Annotated in this window: 12 protein-coding genes; 10 read left to right on the forward strand and 2 right to left on the reverse strand. The window is 35.7% G+C overall.

Annotation, left to right across the window (positions count from 1 at the left end; translation table 11 throughout):
- Positions 1 to 43: 43 nt before the first annotated feature.
- The 6 genes from IC221_RS13345 (at position 44) to IC221_RS13370 (ending at position 7600) form a co-directional block, all read left to right on the forward strand.
- Complete coding sequence (locus tag IC221_RS13345; protein WP_188169446.1) at positions 44 to 1006, forward strand: FecR family protein; 963 nt, start codon at positions 44 to 46, stop codon at positions 1004 to 1006.
- On the forward strand, positions 990 to 3599 hold the full coding sequence (locus IC221_RS13350) for a TonB-dependent receptor plug domain-containing protein (protein ID WP_188169447.1): 2610 nt from the start codon (positions 990 to 992) through the stop codon (positions 3597 to 3599). Before IC221_RS13345 ends, IC221_RS13350 begins: the two co-directional genes overlap by 17 nt.
- A gap of 236 nt (positions 3600 to 3835) precedes the next feature.
- Positions 3836 to 4141 (forward strand): hypothetical protein, encoded by a 306-nt coding sequence (locus IC221_RS13355; protein WP_223241376.1) that lies wholly within the window; start codon positions 3836 to 3838, stop codon positions 4139 to 4141.
- A 256-nt stretch (positions 4142 to 4397) separates the two neighbouring features.
- Positions 4398 to 6578 (forward strand): S9 family peptidase, encoded by a 2181-nt coding sequence (locus IC221_RS13360; RefSeq protein WP_188169449.1) that lies wholly within the window; start codon positions 4398 to 4400, stop codon positions 6576 to 6578.
- 120 nt (positions 6579 to 6698) lie between these two features.
- Positions 6699 to 7055, forward strand: a complete 357-nt coding sequence (locus IC221_RS13365) for a helix-turn-helix domain-containing protein (RefSeq protein ID WP_188169450.1) — start codon at positions 6699 to 6701, stop codon at positions 7053 to 7055.
- Positions 7055 to 7600 carry a PIN domain-containing protein gene (locus IC221_RS13370; RefSeq protein WP_188169451.1) on the forward strand — a complete coding sequence of 182 codons (546 nt, stop codon included), beginning with the start codon at positions 7055 to 7057 and terminating at the stop codon, positions 7598 to 7600. The genes IC221_RS13365 and IC221_RS13370 overlap by 1 nt, the downstream gene beginning before the upstream one ends.
- Before the next feature lie 46 nt (positions 7601 to 7646).
- Here IC221_RS13370 and IC221_RS13375 read toward each other — a convergent pair whose 3' ends face one another.
- Both IC221_RS13375 and IC221_RS13380 read right to left on the reverse strand, forming a co-directional pair.
- Complete coding sequence (locus IC221_RS13375; RefSeq protein ID WP_188169452.1) at positions 7647 to 9272, reverse strand: sulfatase; 1626 nt, start codon at positions 9270 to 9272, stop codon at positions 7647 to 7649.
- Positions 9273 to 9344: 72 nt separating this feature from the next.
- Positions 9345 to 11219, reverse strand: a complete 1875-nt coding sequence (locus IC221_RS13380; RefSeq protein ID WP_188169453.1) for a beta-L-arabinofuranosidase domain-containing protein — start codon at positions 11217 to 11219, stop codon at positions 9345 to 9347.
- 254 nt (positions 11220 to 11473) lie between these two features.
- On the opposite strand from IC221_RS13380, the gene IC221_RS29905 reads away from it, so the two are divergent.
- The 4 genes from IC221_RS29905 (at position 11474) to IC221_RS13400 (ending at position 15620) form a co-directional block, all read left to right on the forward strand.
- Complete coding sequence (locus tag IC221_RS29905) at positions 11474 to 12247, forward strand: helix-turn-helix domain-containing protein (RefSeq protein ID WP_188169454.1); 774 nt, start codon at positions 11474 to 11476, stop codon at positions 12245 to 12247.
- Between the two features lie 121 nt (positions 12248 to 12368).
- Entirely contained in the window at positions 12369 to 13796 is a 1428-nt protein-coding gene (locus tag IC221_RS13390; RefSeq protein WP_188169455.1) for an arginine decarboxylase, read from the forward strand.
- Positions 13797 to 13798: 2 nt separating this feature from the next.
- Positions 13799 to 14653, forward strand: a complete 855-nt coding sequence (gene speB / locus IC221_RS13395) for an agmatinase (RefSeq protein ID WP_188169456.1) — start codon at positions 13799 to 13801, stop codon at positions 14651 to 14653.
- Positions 14643 to 15620 (forward strand): deoxyhypusine synthase family protein, encoded by a 978-nt coding sequence (locus IC221_RS13400; protein ID WP_188169457.1) that lies wholly within the window; start codon positions 14643 to 14645, stop codon positions 15618 to 15620. The genes speB and IC221_RS13400 overlap by 11 nt, the downstream gene beginning before the upstream one ends.
- Positions 15621 to 15703 lie beyond the last annotated feature (83 nt).

A 15703-nucleotide genomic window follows, 5' to 3' on the forward strand; every position in this document is an offset into this window, starting at 1 on the left:
CAATTTTATAGCTCTTTACTGAATATACCTCACTGATAATAAGATGTCTGCAATTGATAAATATATAGAGAACAAAGATTTCGTCACCTGGGTGTTAGGAGATGTGTCTAAAGAGGATTATTGGAATAATTACCTCAAAGATAATCCTGAAGAGAAAGAAAATATTGATAAAGCGAAAGATTGGGTAAAACAAGTAAAAGTCAAAGACCCTTATTTCTCTGCTCAAAGAGAGCGAGAACTATGGATAGAAATCGATCAAAAAATTTCGAATACTAAGACACCTACTAAAACCATTTCTTTCAAAACTACTTGGTGGAAATATGGTGCTGCCGTCATCGTATTGGGGCTCATTGTGAATTTCTATTTTAGAAACTTTGTACCACAGCACCATGTTGATACAGCACGCAACGGTTTTACCAACAATATCACCTTGCCAGATGGTTCTACTGTAGATCTTAATGCAGGTAGTTCTATTTCTTATGACAAAAAGAGTTTTAACGCCGGCCGTTACATCTCTCTGAAAGGGGAAGCCTACTTCAAAGTAGAAAAGGGACAGACTTTCCAAGTCAATACCGAAATGGGCACGGTAACTGTATTAGGAACAAGTTTTAATATTTTAGCGAGAAAACAGCAGTGGATCGTAAGCTGCTATACCGGAAAAGTAGCTGTAAAAGACAACGAAGGAAATCAGGTGATATTAACCAAGGGACAAGAAGCTGAATATAAAAACGGTGGCTTTGTCACCAATGCACATGCTAAAAAGCAACCAAACTGGCAAAAAGGGTTGTTCAAATATTCTAATGCTCCTCTTGAAAGTGTTTTTGAAGAAATTCAAAGACAGTTTGATATTCGCATTATTTATAAAAATTCAGATATACAGAAATTACGCTTTTCAGGTACTATTTCAAATAAATCGCTGGAGAAGGCACTTGATATTATATCCAAATCCATGGATATTAATTACAAGATAGACAATAAGAAAAAAGAAGTTGAAATCTCTTACTAGACATAGTTACATTTTACTCCTACTTGTCATCTTGAGTCCATTATTACTATGGGCACAAGGTCCACTTTTTACTGCTCAATATCAAAAAGAACCACTGAAAAAAGTGCTCAAAGAAATTGAACATCACTTTGGTGTGTACTTTTCTTTCAATGATAAATTGCTAGAAGACAAAAAAGTGGATATTGCTTTTAATGAAGCTACTTTAGAAAAGTCTTTAGTACAAGCACTAGCGGGAAGTGACCTAGAATATGAGGTACTAGATGATCAGTTTATTGTCATCCGAAAAAAAATAGTTCAAAAGATTAATATTAAAGGAATTGTCAGTGACACAGATAATAATACACTTCCCTACACTACAATAGAATCATTAGTAACGCGTAAATATGCTGTTTCTGATGAAAACGGAATGTTTAATGTCTCTGTCCCTGCCAATGATACCTTACGTATAAAATTTCTTGGTTTTGAAGACTTAGCGATACCTGTAGCTGGTTTAGACCTTTCTAAGCCATTAGATATTGCACTTAGAGTCAAAAAACAAAGTCTGCCGGAATTAGTCTATGAAACACAATTAGACTCTATCACATCCTTAATAGATCAACAAAGTAGAGGTAAAAATGTCAAGAATGCAGGCATTGGTAACCTCCCTACTTCAGATCAAGAGGATGTTTTTTATGCTTTAAAACTTTTACCTGGTGTTAGTACGACCGGGTTATCTTCTGCATTGGAAGTGAGAGGTGGTGAAACGGATCAGAACCTTACACTTATTGATAAATATCCGATGTATCAGTTGGACCACTATTTTGGTCTACAAAGCGTTATCAATCCCGACATCACAAACTCTGCAATCCTTTATCCTGGCGGTTATGATTGTCTTTATGGAGCGAGAGTATCGAGTATTTTAGATATTGGCCTCAAAGACCCTCCGCTTTATCATACTGAAGGTAATGTTGGGCTTAGCTTATTGGGATATAAAGCCTATTTATCTACTCCTATTGTTAGAGGAAAGTTAGCAGTACTGGGTACATTTAGAAAATATCATGGGGCAATAGAACGGTTGTTATATGATCGAAATTTAGAAACAGGTGAAAGTAAAGAGTTTGCCGATGAGGAACAAAGTGTCAGTATTTACAATCAAAGTGTGAAACCTGATATCGACTATCACGATGCAAACGCTAAAGTCATTTATCAAGTCAATAAAGACCATAGCTTATCGTTCAGCTACCTTTATTCTCAAGACAATTATTTCTCTTCTTTTGATATTCCATTGCCGCTAAAGCAATCTCCTAAAAAAAAGGCTCCCGCTCAATCACCTACAAAAACGAATTCAGATACAAGAGAATGGAGCAATAATGCCATGTCTTTAGAATGGAAATCACACTACAATAAAGTGAATTCCAGCGTGTACTTTACATACTCTGATAATACGCGAAAGAATGATAGAATTTTCTACCGAAAAGATACCACCAGTAATCGCCCATTAAAAAAAGTCACTACTTTTGGCTATCAAAAAATGCAAGACATCAGTTTTCATTCTGATCAGCAAATTTTCTTCAAAAATGGCCGTTTAGATGTTGGTGGTATATACACCTATTATTCTGTAGTCAAGGATCTAAAACCAAACGGCTTTTTATTAAAAGAATACGATAGCCTCACTTCGTCCCAATCTGCCGGACTCTATACACAATACAGCTTCTTTCTCAACAAACTGTCATTAACGGTAGGGAGTAGAGTATGGTATTACCAACCTAGTCAAAAAGCCTATTTAGCACCAAGAGTTCAAGGTACTTTACCGATTGGTCAGGATAATATGTTTAGTTTGAAATTCTCTGCAGGAAGATATTATCAATTTGTCCGAGAATTATCTGACGAGCTCACTTATGATTCGTATTGGATCATTTCTGACGACGAAAATATACCTGTCATCACTTCCAATCACTTTATAGGTGGAGGTACTTTTAAGTGGTTAAAACACGCTTTGGATGTAGAAAGTTACTACAAGCAAAGTACTGGCGAGATGTCTGACCTTACATTTAGAAATCCAGTTTACTTTAAGAAGTATATTGGTGATGGAGAATCTTACGGTGTTGATATAATGTATGAATACAATGCAAAACGTTGGTACTTCTATATGAGCTATGGCTACAATCAATATAACAAACAATATACTCCTAGAGAAGCCGAAAAGAAAAGGACAAGTATACTTCAGTTAGCCAGTATGTATAAAAGAAAAAAATGGAAAGCTGGACTGACATGGGTCGTAAAAAATACGTCTTATGATTTCAATGATCTTCTTAATACTCCGAACCCAACTCCTGGAAATAATAACGAACAACCTAAGACCTCCGATATAGAACCTTATGACATACCTCTGTATCATCGCTTGGACTTTTCTTCTGAATACAACTTTAGAATCGGTAAAAGAATGAAAGGTGAAATAGTACTGACCATTTATGATTTATACAATCAGCAAAATACAGAAGAACGCCAAGTTACACAGGTAGGCCCTGAAAACACCACCAATTATGAATATGTGCTAACGGATATCTCACAACTCGGAATCACGCCAAATCTATCATTCAACCTGATTTTTTAAGAAAATTCACACAATGTTAAAATTAACTAATAGAAATCCCTTTAATTATTTGTATAAATAATATAACATTTTAAATTTGTGATATAAATCCAGTACGTGAATTACTTAATCTATTCAAAAATCAAATTAACTAAGCAATGAATTGTCCAATGATTGCTTAATTATTTACACGACTATAACTACTTATTTTTACGTGTAGATCTGATTTTTTACTACTTATAAATTCTAAATTAATGATGAAAAAGCAGAGTATTAACTATCCGAAGAACTCGCCTCAGGCAGATTTAAACAAAAGAAAAGTAACGTTACTTGAACAGGGATGGAATGAATCCGATCGACTTTACATGGATCGTCTAAAGAAAATGTTGCTTGACAGTCAAGGGTACATCGACAAACTACACAAAACTGTCTACGACAAGAACCGCCGAATTAATGACATGCAAAATCACATCTACTTTTTAGAGGATGAATTACATGCATTAAGTCACGAGAACAATGCTACAGAATTAAATACAACAGTAGTCTACGACGAAGCCGTATAAATTTCGAACAGCATGAACTAAAAATCTTACAATGTAATTAAGCGTTGTAAGATTTTTTTATGCCTTGATTTTTTACCAATCGCTTACTTTCTATATATTTAGGCTGATAATTTTATTGAGAGCATGTTGGAAACCTAAAACAGAGGAAACAAACATACTCCTAAGTACTAGCCAAAAATAATTTTGTATTAATACTTAGCTCAACTCAAGCATTAATAATTATCTAATTTTTACTTCCATCAACAATCTTTATAATATGAAAAAACGATTATCATTATTAATCGGATTACTATGTGTGCTTTTTCTATCAGCACATGCACAGAACAAACAAATAACACTTGAAGACATTTGGAGAGACTATAAGTTTTACCCAAAATCAGTCAATGCTGTTCGCTGGATGAAAGCAGGGCAGTTCTATACAAAGTTGAAAGACAACAAAATCATTAAAAATGATGTAACTACCGGAAAAGAAGTAGAAACTATTCTTGACGGAAGTGCATTAACTCCTCAAATCAACATTGGTGGCTATTCATTTTCAGCAGATGAGAGTCAAATCTTATTGATGACTGAAAAAGAATCAATCTATCGCCGTTCTTATAAAGCAGAATATTTTGTATACAACTTTGAAACAAAAGTAGTAACAAAACTATCAACTGCAGGAAAACAATCGTATGCTACATTTTCTCCTGACGGTAAAAAAGTAGCATTTGTAAGAGAGAACAACCTTTTTGTCGTGAATCTTTCGGATATGAAAGAGACACAATTGACTACTGATGGCAAATTCAATCATATCATCAACGGTTCTGCAGACTGGGTGTATGAGGAAGAATTCTCATTTGCAAAAGCATTTTTCTGGTCACCTGACAGCCGAAAAATTGCATATCAAATTTTTAATGAAACAGAGGTTCCTGAATACAACATGCAACTTTGGGGCGGACTTTACCCTAACGATTACAGATTCAAATACCCTAAGGCAGGTGAGAAAAATTCAGTAGTTGCTGTCGCTGTTGTAGACCTTGAAAATGGTAATAAGCATACGAAATTAGATATCGGTACAGCAACTGATATTTACATCCCAAGAGTGAAATGGACTACTGATGCTAACACGGTGTCTATTATCAGAATGAACCGTCTTCAAAACAAATTAGAAATCTTACACGCTAATGCTACAACGGGTGAAAGCAAAGTGATTTTGACAGAAGATAGCAAAACATATGTAGACATTGATTACTGTGACAACCTTACTTATTTGAAAGACGGAAAACACTTCATCTATACTTCTGAAATGAGTGGTTATAAGCACATTTATTTATATAATGTAAATGGTGAGCAAGTTCGTCAGATTACTTCTGGTGATTGGGAAGTAAGCGAGTTAGTAGGCATTGATGAAAACAGTAAAAAAGCAATATTATATTACATCTCTAACGAAGTAGCACCTTTGGACAGAGACTTCTATTCTATTGATATTTACGGCAAGAAGAAAGTACAATTATCAGCAAAAAGTGGTCAGACTCATGTCAATATGAGTAATGACTTCAGCTACTATATTGCAAAGCATAGTAATTCAGAAGAAGTATCTACTACTTCTTTATTCAAAACAAAGAAAAATCAATTAGTGAAAGTATTGGAAGATAATGCTGATTTCAAAAAGTTGATTGATAGCTATGGCTTTGTCAAGAAAGAGCACTTTACTTTCACTACTGAAGACGACGTAGAACTTTTCGGTTATATGCTGAAGCCAGCCGATTTTGATGCCAATAAGGAATATCCTGTTTTAATGTTCCAATACTCAGGTCCTGGATCTAATCAAGTGGCAAATGCATGGGGCGGTGGCAACTTCGCTTGGCATCAAATGTTGACTCAAAAAGGATATATTGTTGCAGTGGTTGACCCTCGTGGTACAGGTTCTAGAGGTAGAGATTTCAAGCACGCTACTTACGCTCAATTGGGTAAATTGGAAGCCATTGACCAAATCCAAACAGCAAAGTGGTTAGGAAAACAAAGTTATATAGATGCTGATAGAATTGGTATCTGGGGTTGGAGTTTTGGTGGTTACATGTCATCACTATGTTTATTTACAGGTGCAAACCAATTCAAAATGGCTATCGCCGTGGCACCTGTTACCACTTGGAGATACTACGACACCATCTACACAGAGCGTTTCTTGAAAACACCTCAGTTGAACCCTTCTGGATACGATGACAACTCTCCGATTCAGCATGTGAACAAACTAAAAGGTAAGTTCTTCTTGATCCACGGTACGGGTGATGATAACGTTCACGTTCAAAACTCATTCGACTTGTCAAATGCTTTAATTCAAGCTGGAAAACAATTCAGTGAGTTCTTCTACCCAAATAGAAACCATGGTATCTACGGCGGAAATACAAGACTTCACTTATACCAACAAATGACAGAGTTTGTTGAAAATAATCTATAAGTCGTTATTTGACGAAGACAAAAATCCCATTGAAATGCTTTTTCAATGGGATTTTTTTAAATACTATAATTTTCGAATATTTCAAATAATTCGTATATTTGAAATACAAAGGTAAATATTATGATAAACGATAACATCCATAAAATACAACAGATTGAAGTCATCATCAACGGCACAAAGATGATCATAGAAGATCAAGAGAAAATTGAATCCATCACTGCGATTATTATGTCGGATACATTGGCTGAAAAGCCATCAGTTCTAATCACTTCTCAACAGGCGGCTGATTTATTAGGAATGTCTCGCCCTACTTTAATCAAACTTTCTGAGAACGGTAAAATTCCATTTTCGAAAAATGGTAATCGCAGAATGTACTATGAGCAAGACATCAAAAATTATATGTTGAAAAGAGAAAAGAGATCAAAAAGTTTAGAAGGTTTAGCTGACTTATCCGAAGACCTAAATATGGAATTGTAATGATCAATTGTGTCTTAGATGCCAATATTTTATATCCCGTATTACTGAGAGATTTATTTCTTTGCCTACATAACAATGATGCAATAGATGCCTTTTGGTCTGAAATAATTCAAGATGAGTGGACTAGAAACTTAGCTTTAAAGAGAAATGAGAATCAACAAAAATATCAGAAAGTTGCTCAAAGAATGAATGCTATTTTTCCAGAATCTTGTATTCCATCCACAATAATACATGCGAAAATTAATGAAATAAAAATGTCACGAGATTTAGATGATAGACATGTTGTGGCATGTGCTATAGAAAGTAAATCACGCTTCATTATTACCTATAATATAAAAGATTTCCCCACCGATGAATTAGAAAAATGGCATATTACAGCCATACATCCAGACCAATTTATCAGTCAATTCATCGATAAAGAGTTACTTCATATCGCCTTTCAACAGCAACTCAAAATGTATAAAAATCCACCTTATACCAGAGATGAATTATTAGTCTTAATGAACAATAGAGGATTAATAGAAACCGCTAAATTATTAGCTTGAGTAAAAAAATAGGTCATCCCATTTTAATGGAATAACCTATTCATTTTTAATTCAACCCTAATTCCTCCAAGCGTTTCAAATCTGCTTTCAACATCTCTTGCGTTAATTGATCAGAGTCTCCATATTGTTTTCTTAGCTCTTTAAGTTTCAAATGTAAATTTGCTTTTACCTCAGCGTAAGAAGGATCATCGTAAACATTTTGCATTTCATCAGGATCTTTTTCTAAATCATACAATTCCCACTCATCTATATCATAATAGAAATGGATTAATTTATAACGTTTTGTTTTGATGCCATAATGACGTTTTACGCCATGAATACCCGGATATTCATAATAATGATAATACAACGCATCTCTCCAATCTGTTGACTTTTGCTCCTCCATTAATGGGATTAAAGATGCACCTTGCATATCATTTGGAACCTCTACGCCCGCCACTTCTAAGAAACTAGGAGCGTAATCAATATTCTGTACTAAATCTTTATTGACTGATCCTGCTTTAATATGTCCTGGCCATCTTACCATCAAAGGTGTTCTGAAGGATTGTTCGTACATAAATCGCTTATCAAACCAACCGTGTTCTCCTAAATAAAAACCTTGATCTGAAGTATAAACTACAATTGTGTTTTCGGCTAACCCTGCTTGATCCAAATAATCCAGTAAACGGCCCACATTTTCATCTACACTCACCAACGTTCCTAAATAATCTTCCATATAACGTTGGTATTTCCACGCAGTCAACTCATCTCCTTTGAGATTACTATTTTTGAAATCTTCATTGATAGGACCATACACTTCCTCCCATTTTGCCTTTTCTTCTGCATTCAATCTTTTCAAATTTTTGGAATACGCAAAATCATACCATCCCATAAAAGGTTTAAAACCTTTGGCGTCTCGAATTTCCGGCACCACTTTAGTGTCATTGGTCAATCCCATGTGGTCAGAGATTCTCATTTCTGCCTCTTTAGATGCTTTTCCTCTTCCTTTATAATCATCAAATAAAGTAGCAGGCTGTTTTATCTTCTGATCTTTGAAAGTTTGAAGATGTTCCATGGCCACCATCCACTCCCGGTGAGGTGCCTTGTGGTGTACCATCAACATAAATGGCTCTTCATTGTCTTTTCTTTTCTCTAAATAATCAATGGCTTTATCCGTGATAATATCTGTTACATAGCCTTTTTCAGTAATCATTCCGGTTGGAGTTCTGAAATCCGGCTGATAATAATCTCCTTGATCCGGTAACACTTCCCAATAGTCAAAACCAGTAGGTTTAGATTTTAAATGCCACTTTCCAACAATGGCGGTTTCATACCCTGCTTTTTGAAGAATTTTTGGATAAGTAGTTTGGGTAGAATCAAAAACATCCAAATTGTCTTTCACGGAATTCAGATGACTCATTTTCCCCGTCAAAGTAACAGCTCTACTTGGTGAACAAATGGAATTGGAAACGTAGGCTTGATCAAAACGCATTCCTTCATGCGCCAGTCGGTCAATATTCGGCGTCTGAATTAAAGAAGTATCGTATGCACTGATGGCTTGGTAGGCATGATCATCAGACATAATATAAATGATATTGGGTCGTTTTGTTTTCTCTTCCACTTTCTTTTCCTGACAAGAAAATAGCAGTGTACTCAATGAAAGAGTGATGATAAGGATCGTACTATTTTTCATTTCTTATTTCGTAGTTATATGTTGAGCATGCTTGATAAAATGCCAAACATGCTCTCTCTATTCATTTCAATTCTAAAATACTGATTTTCTTAATACGGTTGCCCCTAAAGGCTTCATCGTTGAAGTTACTTTTTCTCCTTTTGTATTTTTGAAATCCACTTCCAAAGCCACACTTTCAAAAGGATTATTACCTTTTAAATGATGGACTTTGATCAGTGAGTTGGTTTCTAATGTATAAGTTGATTTCTCATCTTGAGTGTAAGCATATTTTTGATCTTTGAAATCACCTTTCCATACTTTCACATCTTCTGCCGTCCCTTCCAAAGGTAATGCAAATAATAATGGGCCATAAGAAACATATTCTCCTTGTGACTCTTGATGGATTTCAGGTGAAAAGCCCATTTTAATAGTTATCGAAGATTTATCAACATCACTTGGTACAATCACATATCCCTTATTATTGGCTGAAAATTCTTTTCCATTGATTTCAAATTTTTCAGCCCACTGCGGTACTCTTAATGCTAAATCAAAAGCAGTATTTCCTGCAACTTTCAACTCCACTTGATTTGAAGCAGGATAGTTAGTGACTTGCTGTACTTTCACTTTCTTTCCATTGACAATGGAGGTGAAATTTGATGGACCGTATAAATCCAAATACAAGGTATTACCATCCGTCTGCCACATATTTTGAATAAAATAAGGATAGATTCTTCCGGCATTTGGAGCACAACAAACCGCTATATCTTTATGAACTGGAGAATATTTAAACCGATTTTCTTTTGATTCTTTACATTCATGATCATTGATATGACCGCACATCGAATACGAGTTATCACTTTTACAATAAGCGATGGAAGAATGATGCGGATGTCTTGCCCCTTGCGCCGCATTGAACAGCAACCACTCTATTTTATCACCCCATGCACTGTTATGATCAAATTTATTCAACACGGCGTAACTGTCTAGTAATTCCTGCAATGAGCAATATTCATAACCTGTGCTATCTGCATCAGCATGTCTGCCGAAAATCCATTCATCGCCAATCGGCCCTCCACTTACACTGACTACATCTTTTAGCTTCTCTAAATAATGCTGTAAACCTTCTTTGTATTTTGGATCACCCGATGTGTAGGCCGCTAAAGTCAAGCTTCTTAGATGTTCGTAAGTATGCACCCCGTGACCTTTAAATTTATAATTTTTATCTGCCAGATTTTTTAGTAAAATATCCTCTTCTGCCATTTGATGAAGGTTATAATCATCCAATAAGAATTTTGCAAAATCTAAATATTTCTGTTCTCCAGTAATATCATACAGTTGATCACAAACATCCGTAAATGTCAATCCATGACCTACTCCTGCAAATGGCTTTACCGTTTTAAAAGGAGTCGATTGCTCAATTGGGTAAGCTTCCATTGTCACCTCAACGGCTTTGACCACCGCTTCTAACACTTTTTGATCATCCGTTGCTTCATAATAAGCCAACAATCCTCTGAATAATGAAGCTTGTGCCCATAATTCTCCATTTTCGGTGGTATGATCATAGCGTAAATCATCTGCATAAACACCTATATATCCATCAGGGTCTTGTGTAGCTAGTTTCTCATTGACATACTTTACTACTTTAGCAATCGCTTCTTTGTCACCTGTCAGCAAAGCATTTCTGATATAACCGTCCCACCAATTGGATTGGGTTTCTGAATTCCACCATAAAAACTGCACATTCCACTCACCTTCTGAGTTGACAGCCCCTACGTCTTTTGATTTTACTTTTTTGGTTAATCGATCCTTTCCATAAATATCATCTTCAATGATCAAGTCAGGAACAAGTTCATCCAAGTGTCCCACAAAACCTTCTTTGAGGTCATATTTCATCTGTTCTTTGATCCAACCTTCCGGCTGAATATCTCCAAACTGAACCGCTTTAATAGGTGAATTCGCTTTTTTCATTTCATTACATGCGTTTAAAAGAAATACTAGAATGGGAAGTAGTAGGTATAAGTTCTTCATTTTGTACATCTTATGGTGAATCAATACTCAAAAGTAAGGTACAAAACCGCATCAAACTTTGTATATTTTTTCAAATGCTATGCATATATTGTCACTATATTATAATTCAGTAAATTTCAAGGGAAATATAATCAAACATCAAAGCGAAAAGAGAATATACAGAACAGTCTTCCTCCACCTTTAGAATTTTTAAAGTGGAGCAAAAAGCCTTCACGGCGTATTGGCATTATCATCCGGAAGTGGAACTCACCTATATTACAAAAGGAAGGGGTTTACGATTTGTAGGAGATGATGTAAGTACTTTTGAAGAGGGAGATTTTATTTGGGTATCCCCCAATGTACCGCATCAGTGGGTTTCTTCTAAAGAAGTAGAAGAAGTGGAGGCGTATGTGATTCAGATCGATCAAGAAAGATTAATGCAAATTCCAGAATTGAAAAGCATTTTTAAACCATTTCAACAATCGGGAAGCGGACTTAATTTCACATCCGTTGAAACATCTTTGAAGCAACTTTCTATTTCGCTTTTCACTACTCAAAACAACACTCCTCAATTTTTAATCTTACTGGATTTACTTCATCACTTAAGTCAAAAAAAGGGGAAACTCATTCCTATGATGAAAAACAGTACGCAACAAATTGTTGGGAATGAAAGGCTAGACATTATTCATCGATTTATTTTTGAAAACTATCAACAGCAAATTGAATTGGACACTTTATCTACAAAAGTCAATATGACGAAAACCTCATTCTGCAGATGGTTCAAACAAGCGAAAGGCATCAGTTTTATAACTTACCTTCATCAATTTAGGATTGAGCAAGCTTGTCACCTTCTGAAAAATACAAGGCTTTCTAAAAGTCAAATTGCCTATGAGGTAGGGTTTGACAGTATCAGTCAGTTTAATCGTACTTTCAAAAAAATCAAAGGAGTTTCTCCATCGGGTTTTTCTAAAAATATTTCCTTGTCATAAAAACTTTTTTCTTCTCAATCTAAAACAAATCGCTCTTAAACATGTTAAAATTCAGTATATTATGAAATGAACATTACAACATGCTCAAATAATATTTAACTAACTATTTTCTAATTACTGGATGAAAAATAAGTACTTTGACTTGATCGATCAGACCTATTATTTCCCACAAGAAGGTTTTGATCTGAAGCAAGATTCTTTAGCTTTTCACGGAATCAGCCTAAAACACTTGATAGACAAGTATGGCACTCCTTTCCGTTTTTTTTATTTACCAAAAATCGGAGAACAAATTAAGAAAGCTCGGAACTTGTTTAATAGAGCCAGAAAAAGGCACGGGTACAATGGAAGTTACAATTACTGTTATGTGACCAAGTGTAATCACTTCTCACATGTAGTTTCTGAAGCGCTGAAATTCAATGTAAACCTTGAAACTTCCTCCACATTTGATATCAACCTGATCCAAAGTTTACATGCTGAAGGAAAAGTAGACAAGGAAAGAAAAATCCTTTGCAACGGCTACAAGACTGATAATTACCTTAAAAAAATCATTGAACTTCAAGAATCTGGATTTTCTAATATCACCATCATTTTAGATGGAAAAAATGAGCTCAAACGATTATTACATTTTGTACAGGAATCAGATCATGTCTATAATATAGGCGTTCGAATTGCCATCAACGGCGAGCCGGGTTCTCCTTATAATACATCTCGACTAGGTATTCCAAGTAGTGAGATTGTTGAATTTGTCAAGAATGAAATCAATCCATTAGACAATGTGGAGCTGAAAATGATGCACTTCTTTGTGGATTCCGGTGTGAAGGACACCCTCTATTATTGGAGAGAATTTCAGAATGCATTGTTTACGTATGTCAAACTCAAAGAGGTTTCTGAATCTTTAGATTCCTTTAATATCGGCGGTGGTTTACCTATCCGAAACAACTTAGGTTTTGAATATAACTATGATGATATCATCAATAATATCGTCTCTACCATCAAGGAAACTTGTTCAGAACACAAAATCGATGACCCACATTTATTTACTGAGTTTGGAAAATTTACTGTAGGCGAAAGTGGTGCTATTATTTTTCAAGTCCTTGACCAGAAACATCAAAATGATACAGAGTGCTGGTACATCGTCAACAACAGTTTGATGAATACGATCCCAGATGCCTGGTCTATTCATGAAAAGTTTATCCTTCTTCCAATCAACAAATGGCAAAATCGATACAGGAAGGTCATTATTGGGGGCATTTCTTGTGATCATTCAGATTATTATAATTCAGAAGACTTAAATCAAGAAGTGCTCTTGCCTGAATACAGTGAGGAAGATGAAGAACCGCTTTACTTAGGCTTCTTCCATACGGGTGCCTACCAAGATGCCATTTCTGGTTATGGAGGAATCAAACACTGCCTTATCCCTTCACCAAAACATGTGATTATTGACAGAGATGAGAAAGGAAATATTGTGGATTATGTCTATAGAAACGAACAATCTGTGGAAGACATGTTCCATTTATTAGGGTATAAAGGAACAAACGAAACAGAATAGCTATGCCAAATTTTGCAGGTTTAGAAGATGAATTTTGCCAAAAAGACACGGCAAAAGTATGGTTGCAATCCATTCCTTATGACGGTACAAGCACATGGGGAAAAGGAGCGGACAAATCCTTTGCTCCTTTTCTTGATGCATTAGAAAATATGGAACTTTATGACATAGAAACGGACTCCGAAGTCTATCATGAAGGTGTTCATATTCTTGATCCCATCACTGAAAAAAGCACTCCAGAAGCAGTCTTCAAGGCCATCTATGAAAGTACAACAGAGCTTTTAAAGACGGATAAGTTTTTGACTTTCTTCGGCGGTGAGCATTCTATCAGTATTGGAATTATAAAGGCTTTCTATGAAAAGTTTGACAATCTGACGGTATTACAATTAGATGCTCATACAGATCTACGTCCCTCCTATTTGGGTACGCCTTATAATCATGCGTGTGCTGTTTATGATGCTAGTCTGAATACAAATTTGATTCAAGTGGGCATCAGAAGTATGGACATTTCAGAAATGAAATACCTTAATAAAGAGAAAACATATTTCGCAGAAGAGATTTACGGCAAGTCAGATTGGATGCAAAAGTCTATAGATCAGATGACTGATGATGTTTTTATCACAATTGATCTTGATGCGTTTGATCCCTCGATTATGCCCTCTACCGGTACTCCTGAACCAGGAGGTTTACTTTGGAACCCTACCATTCAATATTTAAGAAAAGTTTTTGAGCAAAAAAATGTGGTGGGTTTTGATATCGTTGAATTGGCTCCAATCAAAGGCCTCAAAGGTCCTGATTTCTTGGCCGCCAAACTCTACTATAAATTGTTAAGCTATAAATTTAAATTCAATGGGAAATAAAGGACCAGTAACCGAATTCATGCTTGCCCACTACAAGCATTTCAATGCCGCTACTTTAATCGATGCTTCTAAAGCCTATGTTAAACATATCAGTGAAGGGAAAAAAATGCTAGTTTCTCTCGCTGGAGCCATGTCAACTGCCGAACTCGGTCGATCTTTTGCTGAAATGATCCGACAGGATAAAGTGCAGATCATTTCTTGTACAGGTGCCAATTTAGAGGAAGATGTGATGAACCTTGTAGCACACAATCATTATGAAAGAGTGCCCAATTACAGAGATCTTACTCCTGAGGAGGAGTGGAATTTACTAGAGAGAGGTTTGAACAGGGTGACGGATACTTGTATTCCTGAAGAAGAGGCGTTTAGAAGAATACAAGAACATATTTTCCAAATATGGAAAGAGGCGGAAGATAAAGGAGAGCGTTATTTCCCACATGAATTCCTTTATAAATTGCTGCTTTCAGGTGTTTTGGAGCAGTATTATGAAATTGACCCTAAAAATAGCTGGATGCTGGCAGCTGCCAAAAAGAACTTACCTATTGTAGTTCCAGGCTGGGAAGACTCAACACTCGGTAATATTTTCGCCTCTTATTGTATTAAGGGTGAATTGAAAACTTCCACCATGAAATCAGGAATTGAATACATGACTTTCTTGGCGGATTGGTACACTGAAAACGCAACAGATTTAGGAATTGGTTTTTATCAAATTGGCGGTGGTATTGCCGGTGATTTCCCTATCTGCGTAGTACCAATGCTTTATCAAGATTTGGAAAGAACAGATACACCATTCTGGAGTTATTTCTGTCAGATCTCAGATTCCACCACTTCTTATGGTTCTTATTCGGGTGCCGTTCCAAATGAAAAAATCACTTGGGGTAAGCTCGATACCAAATCCCCAAAATTCATTGTAGAATCAGATGCGAGTATCGTTGCTCCTTTGATGTTTGCTTATATATTGGGCTGGTAAATAAACTAAGTTTTCGTTATTTATATTGTTTAGAAATCAAGAGATTTCTGATAATCTGAAGGACACGAATGACGCTAACGCTT

Origin of the sequence: Flammeovirga sp. EKP202, assembly GCF_014534745.1 — a bacterium.
Lineage (GTDB): Bacteria > Bacteroidota > Bacteroidia > Cytophagales > Flammeovirgaceae > Flammeovirga.